Source organism: Roseateles asaccharophilus (genome assembly GCF_031458115.1).
GTDB classification, from domain to species: Bacteria; Pseudomonadota; Gammaproteobacteria; order Burkholderiales; family Burkholderiaceae_C; genus Pelomonas; species Pelomonas asaccharophilus_A.
On the sequence record NZ_JAVDXV010000009.1, the window covers coordinates 47,816 to 66,634 of the forward strand.

15 protein-coding genes are annotated in these 18,819 nt (G+C 69.7%); 7 read left to right on the forward strand and 8 right to left on the reverse strand.

The genetic code is table 11. The features are described 5' to 3' along the window. The first annotated feature begins 2 nt into the window (after positions 1-2). Complete coding sequence (locus J2X21_RS21145) at positions 3-2,396, forward strand: putative bifunctional diguanylate cyclase/phosphodiesterase (protein ID WP_310331925.1); 2,394 nt, start codon at positions 3-5, stop codon at positions 2,394-2,396. A gap of 6 nt (positions 2,397-2,402) precedes the next feature. On the opposite strand, the gene J2X21_RS21150 is transcribed toward J2X21_RS21145, so the two are convergent. Genes J2X21_RS21150 through thiL form a run of 3 tightly spaced genes read right to left on the reverse strand, consistent with a single transcriptional unit; the run spans position 2,403 to position 4,365 of the window. Further along, on the reverse strand, positions 2,403-2,900 hold the full coding sequence (locus tag J2X21_RS21150) for a CinA family protein (RefSeq protein ID WP_310331927.1): 498 nt from the start codon (positions 2,898-2,900) through the stop codon (positions 2,403-2,405). 2 nt (positions 2,901-2,902) lie between these two features. Next, on the reverse strand, positions 2,903-3,394 hold the full coding sequence (locus tag J2X21_RS21155; RefSeq protein WP_310331929.1) for a phosphatidylglycerophosphatase A family protein: 492 nt from the start codon (positions 3,392-3,394) through the stop codon (positions 2,903-2,905). Positions 3,395-3,426: 32 nt separating this feature from the next. Further along, positions 3,427-4,365 carry a thiamine-phosphate kinase gene (gene thiL / locus J2X21_RS21160; protein WP_310331931.1) on the reverse strand — a complete coding sequence of 313 codons (939 nt, stop codon included), beginning with the start codon at positions 4,363-4,365 and terminating at the stop codon, positions 3,427-3,429. 93 nt (positions 4,366-4,458) lie between these two features. Between thiL and J2X21_RS21165 the strand changes: the two genes are divergently transcribed. The 3 genes from J2X21_RS21165 (at position 4,459) to J2X21_RS21175 (ending at position 7,868) form a co-directional block, all read left to right on the forward strand. Next, entirely contained in the window at positions 4,459-6,756 is a 2,298-nt protein-coding gene (locus J2X21_RS21165; protein ID WP_310331932.1) for an NADP-dependent malic enzyme, read from the forward strand. Between the two features lie 282 nt (positions 6,757-7,038). After that, positions 7,039-7,416, forward strand: coding sequence for a guanyl-specific ribonuclease (locus tag J2X21_RS21170; RefSeq protein ID WP_310331934.1), 378 nt, complete (start codon positions 7,039-7,041; stop codon positions 7,414-7,416). Positions 7,417-7,472: 56 nt separating this feature from the next. Next, entirely contained in the window at positions 7,473-7,868 is a 396-nt protein-coding gene (locus J2X21_RS21175; protein ID WP_293500580.1) for a barstar family protein, read from the forward strand. Positions 7,869-8,082: 214 nt separating this feature from the next. Here J2X21_RS21175 and rsmA read toward each other — a convergent pair whose 3' ends face one another. Genes rsmA through J2X21_RS21190 form a run of 3 tightly spaced genes read right to left on the reverse strand, consistent with a single transcriptional unit; the run spans position 8,083 to position 12,517 of the window. Next, positions 8,083-8,862: a 16S rRNA (adenine(1518)-N(6)/adenine(1519)-N(6))-dimethyltransferase RsmA gene (rsmA, locus tag J2X21_RS21180; protein ID WP_404667313.1), complete on the reverse strand. Its 780-nt coding sequence runs from the start codon at positions 8,860-8,862 to the stop codon at positions 8,083-8,085. Then, the gene (locus J2X21_RS21185) at positions 8,850-10,148 is read right to left on the reverse strand and encodes a peptidylprolyl isomerase (RefSeq protein ID WP_310331938.1); all 1,299 of its coding nucleotides are present in this window, start codon (positions 10,146-10,148) and stop codon (positions 8,850-8,852) included. Before J2X21_RS21185 ends, rsmA begins: the two co-directional genes overlap by 13 nt. Continuing rightward, a complete protein-coding gene (locus tag J2X21_RS21190) occupies positions 10,145-12,517 on the reverse strand; it encodes an LPS-assembly protein LptD (RefSeq protein WP_310331939.1) in 2,373 nt (790 codons plus the stop codon). The genes J2X21_RS21185 and J2X21_RS21190 overlap by 4 nt, the downstream gene beginning before the upstream one ends. A 90-nt stretch (positions 12,518-12,607) precedes the next feature. Between J2X21_RS21190 and J2X21_RS21195 the strand changes: the two genes are divergently transcribed. Next, the gene (locus J2X21_RS21195; RefSeq protein WP_310331941.1) at positions 12,608-13,159 is read left to right on the forward strand and encodes a hypothetical protein; all 552 of its coding nucleotides are present in this window, start codon (positions 12,608-12,610) and stop codon (positions 13,157-13,159) included. Here J2X21_RS21195 and J2X21_RS21200 read toward each other — a convergent pair whose 3' ends face one another. Next, positions 13,160-14,107 carry a LysR family transcriptional regulator gene (locus J2X21_RS21200; RefSeq protein WP_310331942.1) on the reverse strand — a complete coding sequence of 316 codons (948 nt, stop codon included), beginning with the start codon at positions 14,105-14,107 and terminating at the stop codon, positions 13,160-13,162. 3 nt (positions 14,108-14,110) lie between these two features. Continuing rightward, positions 14,111-15,586, reverse strand: coding sequence for a M20 family metallopeptidase (locus tag J2X21_RS21205; RefSeq protein WP_310331944.1), 1,476 nt, complete (start codon positions 15,584-15,586; stop codon positions 14,111-14,113). 119 nt (positions 15,587-15,705) lie between these two features. Here J2X21_RS21205 and J2X21_RS21210 point away from each other — a divergent pair, with 119 nt between their 5' ends. Both J2X21_RS21210 and J2X21_RS21215 read left to right on the forward strand, forming a co-directional pair. Continuing rightward, on the forward strand, positions 15,706-17,040 hold the full coding sequence (locus J2X21_RS21210) for a hypothetical protein (RefSeq protein ID WP_310331945.1): 1,335 nt from the start codon (positions 15,706-15,708) through the stop codon (positions 17,038-17,040). Continuing rightward, a complete protein-coding gene (locus J2X21_RS21215; protein ID WP_310331947.1) occupies positions 17,037-18,740 on the forward strand; it encodes an MORN repeat-containing protein in 1,704 nt (567 codons plus the stop codon). Before J2X21_RS21210 ends, J2X21_RS21215 begins: the two co-directional genes overlap by 4 nt. The last annotated feature ends 79 nt before the right edge of the window (positions 18,741-18,819 follow it).

An 18,819-nucleotide genomic window follows, 5' to 3' on the forward strand; every position in this document is an offset into this window, starting at 1 on the left:
CGATGCGCTGGCCAGCCTGGCTGAACCTGAACCGTCTGCAAGGCCGCATCGTGGCCTTGTTCTTGGCGCTGCTGCTGGTGGTGCAGGTGGTCAGCTTCAGCGTCATCCGCGCCAGCATCACGCACAACGCCGAGCGTTCACTGGCCGCCGAGCTGCAGACCGGCGAGCGCGTGCTGCTGCGGCTGCTGGCCCAGCAGTCCGGCAAGCTGCACGACGCCGCCGAATTGCTGGCCAAGGACTATGGCTTCCGCGGTGCGGTGGGCCTGTCGCTGGCCGAGGCCGGCACCGTGGAGACCATCCGCGACGCGTTGACCAACCAGGGCGAACGCATTGGCGCTTCGGTCGTGGCTTATTTCGACAACCAACTGCAGCTGGTGGCCGCCACGCGAGACGGCGCGGCCGCCTTCGGGCCGGCGCTGCGCCAGCTGTCGACCAGCAAGGAAGGCGCGGCGCTGGCCGTGCAGGGCCGGCAGGTCTACCAACTGATGGCCGTGCAGGTGCGCACGCCGGCGCCGGTGGGCTGGGTGGTCATGGGCTTCGCGCTGGACCGCGAGGTGCTGGACGACCTGAAGGCCTTGTCCGACCTGGACAGCGTGGTGCTGTTGCAGCCTGCCGGCGGCGCGTGGCTGGACATCGTGGGCAACCTGGACACCGCGGCCTCCGCCGCGCTGAAGGCGCATCTGCACGACAAGCCAACGCCCGACCAGGTGCTGGAGCTGGCCGGCGAGCGCATGCGCGCCCGCTTCGTCGCGCTGCCGGTGGGCGATCAGCGCCTGGGCGTGCTGCTGCTGCGCTCGCTGGACGCGGCGCTGGCACCCTACCGCCAGCTGCAGCTCATCCTGCTGGGCCTGACGGTGCTGGGCGCGGCCGTGTTCGCGCTGGTCAGCGTGCTGCTGGCGCGCGGCATCAGCGGGCCCATCACGGCGCTGTCGGCGTCGGCGCGCCGCCTGGAGTCCGGCGACTACGAGACCCCCGTGCCGGCGGCGCCGGAGCTTGAGGAGGTGCACAAGCTGTCCATCGCGCTGGAGAGCATGCGTGAAGGCATTCGCGGGCGCGACGCGTTGGTCAACAGGCTGGCTTATGTGGACCAGCTGACGGAGCTGCCCAACCGCGCGCGCTTTGCGCAGATCCTGCAGTTGCACATGGACCAGGCCTACACGCCCGCGGCCGTGCTTATGCTGGACCTTGACCGTTTCAAGCACGTCAACGACGTGCTGGGCCACGACGTGGGCGACCGGCTGCTGCAGGCCGTGGCGCTGCGGCTGCAGCAGCTGTGCGAGCCCATCCAGTCGGTGCTGGCGCGGCTGTCCGGTGACGAGTTCGCCCTGCTCGTGCCGCACGCGGACGCGCGCGTCGCCAGCGAGGTCGCGCTGGCCATACTGAAGGACTTCGAGCGCCCGCTGCAGATCGATAACGAAACCATAGACCTGGGCGCGGGCATCGGCATCGTGCTGCTGCCTGAGCATGGCCAGGACGTGAACCTGCTGCTGGGCCGCGCCGAGCTGGCCATGTATGCGGCCAAGACGCGGCAATGCGGCAGCCTGATTTACCACCCGCAGCTGGACGCGGGCAGCCAGGAGTCGCTGTCGCTGCTGTCCGAGCTGCGCCGCGCGGTGGAGAACGACGAGCTGCGCCTGTACCTGCAGCCCAAGGTGGACCTGCACCAGGGCCGCGTCGTTGGCGCCGAGGCGCTGGTGCGCTGGCAGCACCCCACGCGCGGCCTGGTGCCGCCCATGCAGTTCATCCCGTTCGCCGAGCAGACCGGCTTCATTCGCATGCTCAGCGCCTGGGTGCTGGCGGGCGCCGCGAAGTTCTCGCGCGAGGCGATGGACGCGGGCCTGAGCCTGCGGCTGTCGGTCAACCTGTCCACGCGCGACCTGATGGACCAGGACCTGCCGGCCAAGATCGAAGCCCTGATCACGCCGCTGCAGGTGCCGCCCGCGTCGCTGTGCCTGGAGATCACCGAGAGCGCCATCATGGACGACCCCGAGCGCGCGCTGTCAACGCTGGAGCACCTGCACGCGATGGGCTTCAAGCTGTCCATCGACGACTTCGGCACCGGCTACTCGTCGCTGGCGTATCTGAAACGGCTGCCGGTGGACGAGCTGAAGATCGACAAGAGCTTCGTCATGGCGATGGAGCGCGACCTGGACGACGCGCGCATCGTGCGCTCCACCATCGAGCTGGCGCACAACCTGGGCCTGAGCGTCGTGGCCGAAGGCCTGGAGACGCTGAAGGCCTGGGTCATCCTGGGCAAGCTGGGCTGCGACCAGGGCCAGGGCTACTACATCTGCAAACCCATGCCGCAAGACCAGTTCATCGCGTGGGCCAGCTCCTGGCAGCCACCGGACCCGGAGGCCGCCACGGCGGAAAGCATGATGGCCAAGCTGGGCTGACCGCGCTCAGCGGTCGCGGTCTTCCAGTGCTTCGCACAAGGCCGTCAGCCCGGCCGTCACCGTCTGCATGCGCACCGCCTGGCGGTCGCCGCCGAAGTTTTCGCGCCAGACCTGGGCCGGACGGCCGGCATGCACCAGCGCCAGCCACACCGTGCCGACCGGCTTGGCGTCGCTGCCGCCCGTGGGCCCGGCCACGCCGGTGACGGCCAGCGCCCAGTCGATGGGCGCATGGGCCAGCAGCCCACGCGCCATGTGCTCGGCCACCTCGGCGCTGACGGCGCCGTGCAGCGCAATCAGGCCCTTGGGCACACCCAGCAGTTCGGCCTTGGCCTCGTTGCTGTAGCTGACGACGCCGCGCTCGAACCACGCGCTCGAGCCGGACAGGCTGGTGCAGGCCGCGGCGATGAGGCCACCGGTGCAGCTCTCGGCGGTGCCGATGCGCTCGCGGCGCCGGATCAGCGCGACGGCAATGCGGTCGATCAAGGCGTCGGTCTCGGAGAACATGATCACCCCATCAGGAAGCGGTACAGCGCGATGACGGCAAGCGTACAGCCGGCCGCGACGAAATCGTCCACCAGGATGCCCAGGCCCTGGCGCCAGCCGATGGGCGCGCCCCGCTCGCCCTTGAACAGCCGGTCTGCCCAGCCCACCGGCCCGGGCTTGGCGGCGTCGAAGAAGCGGAACAGGCCGAAGGCGACCGCCTGAGCCGTGAACGAGGCCGGCGCGATCAGCCACAGCACCAGCCAGAAGGCCAGCACCTCGTCCCAGACGATAGCCCCCGGGTCGGGCGTGTTCAGATGCTGCGCGCAGCGCGTGCAGGCCCACCAGCCCACCAGCGTGCCGATGAGAATGAGCAGCGCCCACGCCAGGTCGCTCACCCACGGCGACATGACGGCAAACGCCGCCCAGGCCCACAGTGTGCCGACCGTGCCGGGCGCCCTGGGCGCGAGGCCGCTGCCGAAGCCCAGCGCGATCCAGCGCGCCAGGTGGCGCGCCATGAAAGCAGCCGTGGGCCGCACCGGCGCTCCGCTCATGACGCGAAATGGTCGAAGCTGCGCAGGCCGTGGACCACCGGCTCACCACCGCCGTCCACGACGCGCAGTCCCGGCTCGGCTTCGATGCGGCCGATGCGCGTCAGTGCGATGCCCACGTCGGGCAGCGCGGCACCGGGTGGCGCGGTGAACACCAGCTCGTAGTCGTCGCCGCCGGCCAGCCCGCATTCGCGCTGCAGCGCCAGCGGCTGTGCCGCCAGCACGGCGCTGCGCGGCAGCGCATCGGCATTGATGCAGGCGCCGACGCCCGAGGCCGCGAGGATGTGGCCCAGGTCCCCCAGCAGGCCGTCCGACACGTCGAGCGCCGACGTCGCGATGCCGCGCAACGCCTGACCCAGCGCGACGCGCGGCGTGGGGCATTCCATGGCCGCGCGCACCGCCTCGAAGCCATCGCCCGCCAGCGCCGCCGTGCCGCGAAACACCTCCAGCGCCAGCCGCGCATCGCCCAGCCGGCCGGACACCCAGATGTCGTCGCCCACGCGCGCGCCGCTGCGCAGCAAGGCCTGCCCGGGCGGCGCCTCGCCAAAGACGGTGATGCAGATGTTGAGCGGCCCCTGCGTCGTGTCGCCGCCGATCAGCGGGCAGTCGTGGGCATCGGCCAGCGCGAGCAGGCCGCGCGCGAAGCCGGCCAGCCAGTCTTCGTCAGCGCGCGGCAGCGCCAGCGCCAATGTGAAGCCTCGCGGCGTCGCACCACAGGCGGCCAGGTCGCTGAGGTTGACAGCCAGCGCCTTGTGGCCCAACCGGGCCGCGTCGACGGTGGACAGGAAGTGCCGGCCTTCCACCAGCATGTCGCTGGACACCAGCCAGCACGCGCCCGGCGTGGGCAGCAGCACGGCGCAGTCGTCGCCCACGCCCACCTCCACGCCTGCCGCGGCCGGGCGCTGGAAGTAGCGCCGGATCAGATCGAATTCACCCATGGCGGCGATTGTCTCCGTGTGGACACCCGCAACGCGCCGTGACAGCTTGCGGTGGCATGATTCCAATCCCGCCGGCCTTAGCTAGTCCCCGTCATGAAGAGCCCAGAAGAAAAACGCGCCCAACTCCGCCAGGCCGCGCTCGAGTACCACGAGTTCCCGACCCCCGGCAAAGTCGCCATCGCGGCGACCAAGTCGCTGGTGAACCAGCGCGATCTGGCGCTGGCCTATTCGCCGGGCGTGGCGGCGGCGTGCGAGGAAATCGTGGCCGATCCGGCCAACGCCTTCCGCTACACGTCGCGCGGCAATCTGGTGGCCGTGGTCTCCAACGGCACGGCCGTGCTGGGCCTGGGCAACATCGGCCCGCTGGCGTCCAAGCCAGTCATGGAAGGCAAGGGCGTGCTGTTCAAGAAGTTCGCCGGCATCGACGTCTTCGACCTCGAGGTGGACCAGAACGACCTCGACAAGCTGGTGGACTGCATCGCCGCGCTGGAGCCCACCTTCGGCGGCATCAACCTCGAGGACATCAAGGCGCCGGACTGCTTCTACGTCGAGCGCGAGCTGCGCAAGCGCATGAAGATCCCCGTCTTCCACGACGACCAGCATGGCACGGCCATCGTCGTCGGCGCGGCCTTCCTGAATGGCCTGAAGGTCGTCGGCAAGGACGTGAAGGACGTCAAGCTGGTCACGTCGGGCGCCGGCGCTGCGGCGCTCGCCTGCCTGGGCCTGCTCGTCAAGCTGGGCCTGCCGCGCGAGAACATCTTCGTGACCGACCTGGCCGGCGTCGTGTACGAGGGCCGCACCGAGCTGATGGACCCGGACAAGGCCGAGTACGCGCAGAAGACCGACGCGCGCTCGCTGCGCGAAGTCATCGCAGGCGCCGACGTGTTCCTTGGCCTGTCCGCCGGCGGCGTGCTGAAGGCCGACATGGTGGCCACGATGGCCGCCAAGCCGCTGATCTTCGCGCTGGCCAACCCGACGCCCGAGATCCTGCCCGAAGAGGTGCAGGCCGTGCGCAGCGACGCGATCATGGCGACGGGCCGCACGGACTATCCCAACCAGGTCAACAACGTCCTGTGCTTCCCGTACATCTTCCGCGGCGCGCTGGACTCTGGCGCGACGACCATCAACATCGAGATGGAGATCGCCGCCGTTCACGCCATTGCTGACCTGGCCCAGGCCGAGCAGAGCGAGGTGGTGGCCGCCGCCTACGTGGGCGCGACGCTGAGCTTCGGCGCCGAGTACCTGATCCCCAAGCCCTTCGACCCACGGCTGATGATGCGCATCGCACCGGCCGTGGCCAAGGCCGCGATGGACTCCGGCGTCGCCACTCGCCCCATCCAGGACTGGGATGCCTACCGCGAGAAGCTGCAGAGCTTCGTCTACGCGTCGGGCAACACGATGAAGCCCATCTTCACCGCTGCCAAGCGTGCGCCCAACAAGCGCATCGCCTATGCCGAGGGTGAGGAGGAGCGCGTGCTGCGCGCGGCCCAGGTGGTCGTCGACGAGAACCTGGCCCGCCCGACGCTGATCGGCCGCCCCAGCGTCATCGCCGAGCGCTGCGAGCGCTTCGGCCTGCGCCTGCAGCAGGGCCGCGACTACGACGTCGTCAACGTCGAGCACGACGACCGCTACCGCGACTACTGGCAGACCTATCTGCGCATGACCGAGCGCAAGGGTGTGACCCAGCAGCTCGCCAAGATCGAGATGCGCCGCCGCCTGACGCTGATCAGCACCATGCTGCTGCACAAGGGCGAGGTCGACGGCATGCTGTGCGGCACCTGGGGCACGACGGCCACGCACCTGGCCTACATCGACCAGGTCATCGGCAAGCGTGCCGGCGTGAAGACGTACGCCTGCATGAACGGGCTGATCCTGCCGGGTCGCCAGGTCATGCTGGTCGACACCCACGTCAACTACGACCCCACCGCCGAGCAGCTGGCCGAGATCACCATCATGGCCGCGCAGGAGATGTGCCGTTTCGGCCTGACCCCGAAGGCCGCGCTGCTGTCGCACAGCAACTTCGGCACCAGCGACAAGCCGTCGGCCATCAAGATGCGCGACACGCTGGCGCTGATCCAGCAACTGGCACCGTGGCTGGAGGTCGACGGCGAGATGCACGGCGACACCGCGCTGGACGCCGGCTACCGCAAGCAGCTGATGCCGCACAGCCCGCTGACCGGCGAGGCCAACCTGCTGGTGCTGCCCAACATCGACGCCGCCAACATCTCCTACAACCTGCTGAAGACGGCCGCCGGCGGCGGCATCGCCATCGGCCCGGTGCTGCTGGGCGCGGCCAAGCCGGTGCATGTGCTGACGCCTTCTGCCACCGTGCGGCGCATCGTCAACATGACGGCACTGACCGTCGCCGACGCGAACGCGGCACGGAACTGAGGCCCCCGCCGCGTTCCATCGGGGAACAGGGCAAAAGCGGCCTGACTCCCCCAATTGACAGAAGTTTTCATTCGAGAAAACCAGTCATAGGCGCATCACAACCTCAGCAAGAACAACGACTTACCGAGGTGTGAGCGCAGGCTCACATACCCCTGATCCAGTGTCCGGCGCCCGGGTGCGGCTTGAGCTTTTGGGGTCGCTTCGGTACCATTATGGTTTCGAATTCAGGGTAAACCCGTGTTTTTGCTCTCGTGGCTGGCGCGCTCTGGCGCCTCGGCGGCAATGTCCGCCCTGCTGCTTTCCGGCCTGGCCGGAGGCGCGCAAGCCAAGGAAGCTCCCGGCACCGCAACGCCCGCTCTGGCTGAAATCCGGCTGAGCGAGCTGCCCGTCCAGGCCCAGGAAACGCACCGTCTCGTTCACGCGGGCGGCCCGTTTCCGTACAGCAAGGACGGCACGGTGTTCGGCAATCGCGAGCGCTTGCTGCCCCGCAAGGCCCGCGGCTTCTATCGCGAATACACGGTCAAGACCCCTGGCGCGCGCAACCGCGGCGCCCGCCGCCTCGTCTGTGGCGGCGAGCCGCCTGTCGCGCCCGAGGTCTGTTATTACACCGACGATCACTATGCCAGCTTCAAGCGCATACGCGCCACGGCGGCACGGTGAAGGTCGAGCGAAGACGAGTTTTGGCAGTTTTGTGACTTGAAAGGAGGAACGCGACCATGCTTTTGCAGACCGTCCGTCCCAATATCGTGCAGGCCATACGGGCCTACCGGGTCGAGGACTTGATGCAGGCCGCCCACGAAGCGGGCCAGCATTTCCTGTATGCCAACCTGTCGGAGGCGCAGTCCAAGCAGGACGTGCTCGACGGCATCGCGCAGGCCTTCCTCTTTCCCGCCCACTTCGGCAAGAACCTGGACGCGCTGCATGACTGCATGACCGACCTCGTGCACAAGGCCGGCAGCCAGCCGGGCTTTGTCGTCGTGCTGGAACAGCTGCCCGACAACGTGCGTTTCGACCGCGAGGCCCGCGAGCAGCTGCTCGATGTCTTTCGCGACACGGCCGACTACTGGGCCGACCGAAAGATAGCTTTTCGCTGTTTCTATTCTTTTCAGTAGCCCGCTCCCAAGAAAACGGGTCATGGGAGCGGGCTGCTGAGGTGGCCCCGGTGATTGAAAAGCCGACCAAGACGGCAAAGACGACGATTGGCAACCCCAACTTCGGCGTGAACATGCCGATGATGTGCAGTGCCTTCGACACGTCCATGTGGTTGAGCGCGGCCTGAAGCCGTCGTTCGACACGATGAAGAACGGGACCCTCGGGTCCCGTTTTCTATTTCTGCGGCGCCACTTCCAGCGCCAGCGCGACGAACTCGTCGACCGGCACCTCCTCGGCACGGCGCTGCAGGTCGAAATGGCCCTGGTAGCCACGCTCGGCCAGCCAGTGGCCCAGGCTGTGGCGCAGCAGCTTGCGGCGCTGCGAGAAGGCGCTGGTCACCAGCGCGCCCAGCAGCGCTGGATCCAGTGCCGGAGGGGTCTTCAGCGGCTGCATGCGCACGATGGCCGAGTCCACGCGCGGCGGCGGGTCGAAGGCCTCGGGCGGCACGTCCAGCACCGATTCGATGTCGTAGCGCCACTGCAGCATCACCGAGAGGCGGCCGTAGTCCTTGCCGCCCGGTCCCGCAGCCATGCGGTCCACGACTTCCTTCTGCAGCATGAAGTGCTGGTCCACCACCACGTCCACGGCATCCAGCAGGTGGAACAGGATGGGCGTGGAGATGTTGTAGGGCAGGTTCCCGACCACGCGCAGCTTCGCGCCCTTGGCGACGGACAACGCGTTGAAGTCCACCTTGAGCACGTCGCTCTCGATGACTTCGACGTCGTCGCGCGTGCGCAGCCGCGCGGCCAGGTCACGGTCCAGCTCAATGACGGTCAGCGGTTTGTGGCGCTCCAGCAGCGGCAGCGTCATCGCGCCCAGGCCGGGGCCGATCTCGACCAGCGTCTCGCCAGGCTGTGGGTCGATGAGGTCGACGATGGCGTCGATCAGCGCCTTGTCGGTCAGGAAGTGCTGGCCAAACCGCTTGCGCGGGATGTGTGACTTCAATCCAGCCATTCCCGAACTTCGACGAACGCCTTGGCGCGCAGGTCCTTGACCCACTCCTGGTAGGCCTCGTCGTACTTCTGCTCGCGCAGCGCGCCACGGGCCTGCTCGCGCAGCACCTTCATCTCGACCTCGACCGAGCGGCGCTCCAGCACCTGGATCAGGTGCACGCCGAAGCGCGACATGACGGGCTGGGAGATGCCGTTCAGCGGCAGCGCGTTCATCGCTTCCTCGAACTCGGGCACGAAACCGCCGGCGCCCATCCAGCCCAGGTCGCCGCCGGCTTCCGCGCTGCCGTCCTCGGAGTTGGCCTTGGCCAGGTTCTCGAACTTGGCCTGGCCGCTCTCGATCTGGCGCTTCATTTCGGCCAGGCGGCGGGCGGCCACCTCGGCGGTCAGCTGGGCCGAGGGGCGCAACAGGATATGGCGGGCGCGCGTCTGCAGGCTCTGCGTCAGCGAAGCGCCGCCCTGGCGGTCGACCAGCTTCAGGATGTGGAAGCCCGCGCCGGTGCGCAGCAACTGCGGCGCGACCTGGCCGGGCTTCAAGTCCTTCACGGCGCCGACGAAGACGTCCGGCAGGCGGTCGGCGGGACGCATGCCGATCTCGCCGCCACGCGCCTTGTTGCCGTCCTCGGAGACCTCGCGGGCGACCTTGCCGAAATCCTCGCCGCCCTTGATGCGAGCCAGCGCCTCCTCGGCCTTGGCGCTGCGCTCGGCGACGACCGCGGCGGCGGCACCGTCAGGCACGCTCACCAGCACCTGGGCCAGGTTGATCTGCCCGCCCTGCTCCAGCGCGGCGCGGCGCTTGTCCAGCCAGGCGTCGATCTCGGCGTCGGTGATCTTGATGCGGCCCTGCACTTCGCGCTCGCGCACGCGCTCGGTCATCATCTGGTCGCGCAGGTTCTCGCGGAAGCTCTTGTAGTCGGTGCCGTCCTGCTTCAGGCGCTCCAGCAGCTGGGCCATCGTCAGCTTGTTCTGCGCGGCGACGTTGGCCACCACGCGGTCCAGTTCGGGCTCATCGACACGCTGGCCGATGTCGCGCGCATGGGTGACCTGGACGCGCTCCTCGATCAACGCCTCCAGCGCCTGCTTGCGCAGCCCGGCCGTCTCGGGCATGACCTCGCCCTTCTGGCGGGCCTCCTGGCGCAGCCGCTCGGTGCGCTGGACGACCTCGCTGGCGGCGACGACGTCCTGGTTGACGACGGCGGCGATGTAGTCCCCCGCCTGCAGCGTGGACGTCTGGGCCGAGGCGGAAAAAGCGGCCAGGGCCAGAACAAGTGGAGCGAGGCGATGGATCATGGTTGGAAATCTGAACTCGCCGAGCGGTCGGCGCTCAGCCTGCGGTAACCGGGCACATTGTCCTTCAAGACCTTCAGGGCATTGGAGCCAAGCTGACTGAGACCCACCAGCTCCAGTTGCAGCATGAATCGGGTGTTGGTTTCGGCGCGGCCGGTGGACAGCCGCTCCAGCCCGAAGCGCAGCAGCCAGCAGCCGGCGTCGTACTCGAAGCCGGCCACGGAATCGGTCAGCCGCTTGTCGCGCAGCGAGTACTGCACGCGACCAGCGCTGTACCAGGCGCCGCCGCAGCTCTGGCTGTTGGCGCCGCGCTGCGTGACGGGGGTGCCGTAGATGGGCCATTGCCACGCGAACTCGACCTGCTCGCTCTGCGCCCGCGCCAGCCGGTAGGCCACGCTGACGGTCTTGTAGGCGCCCGGCGAGTAGCGCGCCCGCACGACCGAGCGCTCGAAGCGGTGCGTCTCGGGGTTCAGCTCCAGCGTGGTCTCGGCCCACCAGCGTTCGTCCAGATGCGCGGCGGCGGCCAGCAGCAGGTCGGAGAAGCGCTGCGTGACGGGCTGACCGTCCGGCGTGATGCGCTGGTCGCGGAACAGCACGCGCTGCACGGCGCCCACGCGCAGGATTTCCTCGCCTTGGCGAGCGCTGATCCAGCGGCTGGTGGCGCCAAAGCTCAGCGCATGCTGGTCCGACACCCGGTCCACGCCCGAGAACTGGTTGTCGGTGTAGATGGAGTCGAAATTGAAGTCCTTGGGCGCCGCGTCGAAGTTGGGCAGGCTGAGCTGATCGCGGTACGGCGTGTTCACGTACAGCAGCCGCGGCTCCAGGCTCTGGCGCATCGCTCGGCCGAACAGCTTGGTGTCGCGTTCGAACACCCAACCGTGGTCGATGCTCAGCGACGGGATCACGCGGCTGAGGCGCCGGCGGCCGTCGTCCAGCGGGCGGTCCAGGTCGTAGGCCGCCGCGTTGACCGACAGGCGCGGGATGAACCACCAGGCCTCGCCGCCCAGCGGCGCGGCCACATGGCCCAGTGCATGCACGCGCTGGCCGCCGCGCGCCTGGCGCGGCAGCGCGGAAACGGGCAGGTCGAAGCGGTTGTATTCCAGCTCCAGGCTGCCCTCCAGGCGTGCCTTGCGGCCCCAGGGGCGGAAGCTGTCCAGCACGGCCTCGTCGGCCGCCGTCGTCACGCGCACGCCCACCTGCGGGCTGCGCTGGTAGGGCGAAACGAATTGCGCCTCCGCATCCGTGCCCTGCAGCGTCTGCCAGCGCTGCACGCGGGCGTAGCTGTCGATGACGCCCCAGGACAGCTCGCGCTGGCGGTGCAGGCTGAAATCGTTGGCCAGCAGGCGCGGCGTCTGGCTCTCGACGCGGCGCGACAAGTCCTTCCAGTAGTCGTCGTCGGACACGCGCTCGCTGTTCAGCTTGTAACGCCAGTCGCCCAGGCGGCCGTCGTTGTCCAGCTTCAGGCCCCAGCGCGAGCGGCCGAACACGCGGTCGCCGGGCAGCAGGTCCAGGTTGATACGGCCGGCGTGGCCCGGCTCCAGGTAGCGGAACTCGCTGTCCACGCCCACGCCGCGCTTGGTCATGACGAAGGGTGTGACCGTCGCATCGCGCTGCGGCGCGATGTTCCAGTAGTACGGCACGCCGAACTCGAAGCCGCTGCGGTTGTCCAGGAAGATGTTGGGCGGCAGCCAGCCCGACTTGCGCGCCGAACTCAGCGGGAAGCTCAGCGCCGGCGCCGCCAGCAGCGGGACGCCCAGGAAGCGCAGCACCGCGCCCTCGGCCTGACCCTCGTTGCCGGCCAGGTCCAGGCGCAGCTCCTTGGCCGAAATCTGCCAGGCCGGCTCCTGGTTCTCGACCGCGGGGCAACTGCTGTAGCTGGCGGCGGTGGCGCTCAGGTGCTCGCTGTCATGGAAGCGCACGACCTTGGCCTTGCCGGCGCCGCCGGTCGCGGCGAGGAAGAAGCTGGGCGTCAGAAACTCGCCTTCGAAGCGGTCCACATACATCTGCAGCAGCGGCCCGGTGAAGACGTTGCCCTTGTGATGCACGCGGACGTTGCCCTCGGCGCGCGCGAAGTCGTCCACCACGCGGTAGTTCAGCTGGTCGGCATTCAGCAGCACCTCGCCGTAGCGCAGCTCCACCGCGTCCGTCGCCTCGGCCTGTTGGTCGGCCTGCGCGGTGATCTTGCCGGCGCTGATGGCCAGCGCCGCCTTGCCGCCGGTGCGCGTGGGCGCGCCCAGCACGCGGCTGTTCTTCAGCGCGACGCCATCGCTGGCCGGCGCCTGCTGCGCCCACACCGGCGCACCGGCGCCAAAGCCCAGGGCGATCAGGGCGGACAGCAGCGAGGGGCGGGGGAGTCGGAACGAGCGCGGCACGGACGGCAGGACGGGCGGCGGGGCCTCGAAGTCAGGGGGGATTGCCGGGGCCGGCTTCTTAGAATTTCATTATCCACGAGGGCTTTTGCGATGACTCCCCCGAATGACGAACTGATTGCCGCACTGCGCGCCGAACCGGCCCGGGCCGATGCCTTGATGCGCGACGCCTGCGCCGCCCTGCGCACCCAGCCGCCCGTGCGGGTGCCGGTCGATGCGGTGCCGCTGCGCGCCGGCCTCGCCCGCATTGCCCAGCAAGGACTGGACGCCGTGTTGCAGCGTCTCGTCGCCGACGCGCCGCAGGGCAGCGTGACCGACGCGCTGGCCGCACTGCTGCGCCCACCCGAGCTGGCCTGGGACGAGCCCCAGGAGATCGACTGGGCCGTGCGCCATTGGGAAGGCTGCCGCGCCGCAGGCCACTTGGATGAGGAGCTGGCCGCCGACTTCGGCGAATACTGGCGTGAGCTGGAATGGAGCGCGCTGCGCTGGCACCTGGTGCTGCTGGGCCAGGGCCATGCCGAGGAGCGCCGGCTGCTGGCCTACATCGCCAAGACGGCCAGCCGCTATGTGGCGTTCGGGCCGCTGAAGCGGGCCATGGAGGCACGCTTCCCGGAGTTCTTCCAGCTCGGCTTCAGCCTGCGCTGATCAGGGACAGGTCGCACAGCCTGCAGCCACCAGCCAGGGGTCGCGGTCCTCGCCGCCGAAGATCTCCAGCAGGAAGTCCAGGAAGGCACGCGTGCGTGCCGGCACGTACTTGCGCGTGGGCATGCCCGCCCACAGCGTGGTGCCGAAGAGCCGCCACTGGGGCATGATCCGCTCCAGCGCCTGCTCCAGCAGCGCATCCTCCACGACGAAGCTCGGCAGGCCGGCAATGCCCAGGCCATGCAGCGCGGCGGCGTAGTTGGTGTCCATGTGCGTCGTCGACAGCGTCGCGCGGTTGGGCGACATTGGCAGCGTGATCTCCTCGGTGCCGTCGCCGCTTTGCAGCGTCAGGCCGCGCATCAGCGACGGCGTGGGCGGGATCAGCGCATCGTGCTGTTTCAAATCGCTGGGGTGCTGGGGCCGGCCGCGCCGGTCCAGGTAGTCTGGCGACGCGCACAGGATGAACTCGCTGCGCGCCAGGCGACGGGCGATGAAGTCGCCATCCAGCGCCTCGCGTGACAGGAAGATGGTCAGGTCGTAGCCATCGTCCACCGTGTCGACCGGCCCCGGCGACGTGATCTCCAGCGTCACCGCCGGGTACTCGCGGTGAAAGCGCGGCAGGTGCTTGGCCAACTGATGCACGGCAATGGCCGGCGGGCACAACACGCGCAGCAGGCCGCGCACCTCCTGCGTGGCCGACGCCGCCAACGCGGCGGCCTCGTCCACGTCGGCCAGGATGCGCCGCGCCCGCTCCAGATAGGCCTCGCCGATCTCGGTCAGCGACAGTCGCCGCGTGGTGCGGTTCAGCAGCCGGGTGCCGAGGTGATCTTCCAGCTCGGCCACCAGCCGCGTGACGACGGCGGGCGCCAGATCCAGCGCGCGCGCCGCACCGGCAAAACTGCCCTCGTCGATGACTCGGACGAAAACCTTGATGGCGCGGAGCTGGTCCATCCGTTACGGGTGCGCGGCCATGACTTGCGCGACCGCAGCGGTCAATCGCTTGCCGTACGGCACATGCAGGAACTCGTTGGGCCCATGCGCATTGCTCTTGGGCCCCAGCACGCCGCAGACCATCATCTGCGCCTTGGGGAAGCCCTTCTGCAGCATGCTCATCAGCGGAATCGTGCCGCCCTGGCCGATATAGCCCACCGGCGCGCCGAAATGCGCCTGGCTGGCATCGTTCAGCGCCTGGCTGAGCCACGGCGACAGGTCCGGCGTGTTCCAGCCGGTCGCCCCGTAGGCGCCGGCACGGCCATCCGGCGTGAACGTGACCTTGGCGTTGTATGGGGCGTTGTCTTCCAGCAGCGTCTTCAGCCTCAGCGCGGCCTCATTGCCGTCCACCAGCGGCGGCAGGCGCAGCGACAGCTTGAAGGCCGTGTACGGCCGCAGCACGTTGCCGGCGTTCTTCAGCTCCGGGAAGCCGTCGGCGCCGACCACCGACAGCGTCGGCCGCCAGGTGCGGTTCAGCAGCACCTCGACCGGGTCGCTGGTCACCGGCAGCACCGGGCCGCCGTCCGCGCCGCAGGCCCAGGGCATGCGCTTGTAGACCTCTTCCTTCAGGATGGCAGCCGTCGCCTGCGCCTGCTCCAGCCGCGCGCCGGGGATCTCGCAGTGGAAGCTCTCCGGCAGCAGCCGGCCGGTCTTGCTGTCTTCCAGCCGGTCCAGCACATGACGCAGGATGCGGAAGCTCGACGGCACGGCGCCCGATGCGTCGCCGCTGTGGATGCCCTCGGTCAGCACCTCCACCTTCAGCACGCCGGACACCATGCCGCGCAGCGAGGTGGTCAGCCACAGCTGGTCGTAGTTGCCGGCGCCGGAGTCCAGGCAGACCACCAGCGACACATTGCCCAGACGGGTCTTCAGCACGTCGAGATACGCCGGCAGGTCGAAAGAGCCGCTCTCCTCGCAGGTCTCGATCAGGCCCACGCAGCGCGGGCGCGGGATGCCCTGCTTGTCCAGCGCCATGATGGCCGTCAGCGACGCGTAGACCGCGTAGCCGTCGTCCGCGCCGCCGCGGCCGTACAGCAGGCCGTTCTCGTACTTGGGCGTCCACGGGCCCAGGTCGCTGCGCCAGCCGCTGAACTCGGGCTGCTTGTCCAGGTGGCCGTACAGCACCACGGTGTCGTCTGAACCCGGCTTGGTGGACGGCACCTCGAAGAAGATGACCGGCGTGCGACCCGGGATGCGGATGACCTCCAGCTTCAGCCCGGCGACCTTTTTGCTCTCCACCCAGGCAGCGGCCTGGGTCAGCACCTTGTCGATGTGGCCGTTGGCCGCCCAGTCGGCGTCGAACATGGGGCTCTTGGCCGGGATGGCGATGTAGTCGGTCAGCGCGGGGACGATTTCCTCGTCCCAGACGCGTTCGGCAAAGGTCCCGAGCGCGGTCGCCTCGTCGGCTTGCAGGGGCAGGTGGGGGTCTCGTGCGTTCATGGCGTACTCCTGGCGCTTGTGGCGCGAACAAGCAGTTTAGGCCGGCGGGAATTGCTCCACAGGGCTCCGTACAACTACCGGCGACGCCTGTCGCGGTGACCGCTTAGGCTCGGCGCCAAATGACCCGCCTGCTGCTGCTCGCCCTGCTCGTGCTGCTGACCGGCTGCGCGTCCGGCCCCAAGTTCACCGTCGACGACGGCCGCAAGGTCGACGAGACGCTGCTGGCCGGCATGCGCGCCTATGGCGCGGGCGAGCGGCTGATCCGCCCCGCCATCGCCCGCAGCGCGGCCTTGAAGGACAAGGACTGCGACAAGCAGTGGGAGCTGCCCTTCGCCGTGGCCACCAGCGCCGGCTGGAGCGCCGACGACCGCGTCGCCTGGGCCCGCGCGCTGCAGGTGGACGAGCGGCTCACCGTCATCGCCGCCACGGCCGATTCACCGCTGGCGCCGGGCACGCGGCTCAACCACATCGCCGGCCAGACCAGCGACGACGGCGAGCGCCTGCTGGAGTGGCTGGCCGAGGCGCGCGATGCCGGCAAGCCCTTCACCATAGTCACGGTCACCGGCCAGGCGGTGCCGATCAAGCCCTTCGAGGTCTGCCGCGGCTACACGCGCTTCGCGCCGCCCAACACGCCGCAGCTGCAGGACTACCACTGGCTGCTGAGCCTGCACCCGCTGGAGCTCACGCAGGCCGAGCCCACGCCCGACGAGGCGCTGTGGCTGGTGCTGTGGACGCAAGGGTTGTCCGAAGAGGGCGGCGCGCGCATGAAGACCTATCACTACGCGGTCAAGATCGCCGGCACGCTCTACAACCTGGCCACGCTGGCCTCGGGCGTGAAGGCCGCCGCGCTGGCGGCGGACGCGGCGCTGTCGGCGGCCAAGAGCGCCGCCGCCAACGCGGCCAGCGAGTTCCTGAAGAACCAGCTCATCGAGCAGGGCCGGGCTCTCGCCACGCAGAAGCTGCGCGACGGCCTGATGGACGCCGCCCAGCAGCTGACCCGCCAACAGGTGCTCAACGTCATGCAGGCCGCGGCCGCCAACCGCGGCTCGCTGGGCGGCATCTCGCGCATCGCCGCCACCGCCTTCGAGCGCGCCGATGCCTGGGCGTTCACGCGCATGGCCGCCCTGGGCGCGCCGCCGCTGGCCGGCTTCACGCTGCACCAGAAGCTGCTGCAGCGCAGCCTGGCCAGCAACGCGCTGCTGTTCGACGCCGACCGGCTGGCCGCGCTGAACAAGGTGGCCGCGGCGCGCGGCTTCGAGGCCGAGGTGACGGCCATCCTGGGCGGCTACCGCGCCGACACGCTGGTGGCCGCCATCGGCGCGATGCCGCTGGCGTCGGCGCAGGCCAGTTTCTCGTTCGACAGCCCCGACGACCCCGGCGCCGGCCGCTTCTCGCGCGGGCTGGTCGATGCGATGCTGGAGATGCCCACCGAAACAGGCACGCGCCGGAAATGAAACTCGTCGCCGCCCTGCTGCTGACCGCCGCGACCACGGCCACGGCCCAGACGCCGCCCGACGCGCCGGCCTCGGCACCCGCGCCTGCGGCGTCCGAGCCGCAAGCTGCGCCCAGCCCGCCGCCGCCCAGCTGCGCGCAGCTGACCAGCCGCGCGCTGTCGGCCGACCTGAAGGCCGCGACCGCGCAGTCGCAGAACCAGCCGCTGCAGGTCCAGGTCAGGCTTTACGACGAGGCGGTGGCGCAATGGGGCGCGGCCATCGCCGCCTGCGACGGCCGCGCGCGCGAACGCGCCCACCGCAACCTGGCCGACAGCCAGAAGGCGCATGACGCGCTGGCCGAGAAGCTGCAGGCCGGCAGCCAGTGCGAGAACGCCCACCGCGACGCCGCCGCGCTGCAGGAGCTGGCGCGCGCGGCCTTCGGCGAGCGCCGTTTCCCCGAGGCCGCCAGCCTCTACCGCAAGGCCGAAGGCATGTGGGACCTGGCCGTGGAGCAGTGCACCGGCAGCCAGCAGCAGACCGCCCAGCGCCGTCGTGAACAGAGCGAGATCGACGGCCATAACGCCGAGTTCTGCGCCCCGCCCTTCGACCGCGCCCGCGACTTTTCCACCAAGCTGCGCAACAGCGCCGCCGCGCTGCCGCTGGATCAGCGCCAGCAGCAGAGCCAGATCGCCGAGACACTGTGGCGCGAGACCGCCGGCGTCTGCAAGGGCAGCGCGCAGGAGCTGGCGCAGAACAACGCGCAGGCGCTGGCCCGCGAGCGCGGCACGCCGTGGGTGGCCACGCCGCTGCCCGGAACGACGCCGACGCCGCGGCCTGCCCCACCCACCGTCACCGCCGCGGCACCCAAGCCGGCCGCAGCCACTCCCGCCGCGGCGCCCACCACCGCGCCCGCAGCAGCCACCGCACCGCTGCGCCAGGCCGCCGCCACGCCCGTCGTGCCGCTGCCCAGCGCGCCCGCACCGGCGCCCGAGCCCAAGCTGTTCGACCGCAGCGCCGGCGACACGCGCTACGTGGGCCAGTTCGTGCGCAACGACGACGACACGGTCAGCGGCACCGGCCGCGTGGAGTGGAAGAACGGCGATGTCTACGAAGGCCCGCTGCAGCGCAGCGTGCGCCAGGGCGTGGGCGAGATCCGCTGGGCCACCGGCCAGCGCTACAAGGGCGAATGGGTCAACGACCGCGCCACCGGCCGCGGGCAGATGGCGTTCGCCAACGGCAACCACTTCGACGGCACGCTGGTGGACGGCCAGCCCGAGGGCGAAGGCAAGCTGACCTACGCGTCGGGCGACGTCTACACGGGCCAGATCCGCCAGGGCCTGCCGCATGGCAAGGGCAGCTACGTGTGGATGAGCGGCCAGCGCTACGAGGGCGACTGGGTGCAGGACAAGCCGCAGGGCCAGGGCAAGATGCGCTTCGCCAACGGCAACCAGTACGAGGGCCAGCTGGCAGCCGGCCTGCCGCAAGGGCGCGGCCGCATGGTCTTTCCGGGCGGCGACGTCTACGAAGGCCAGTTCGAGGCCGGCAAGGCGCACGGCGAAGGCAAGTACGCGTGGAAGAGCGGCGAACGCTACGAGGGCGCCTGGTCACGCGGGCTGAAGCACGGCGCCGGCGTCTTCCACTGGCCCACCGGCGACCGCTGGGAAGGTGTGTTCAAGGACGACGAGCGCACCGATGACGGCCACATCATCAGAAAAAATTGACCCCTCGCTCAGTCTCACGCCGGCTGAACGCCGGTGAGCCTGATCGGGACCGCTCTGCGGCCCGTGGCCGCAGAGCTTC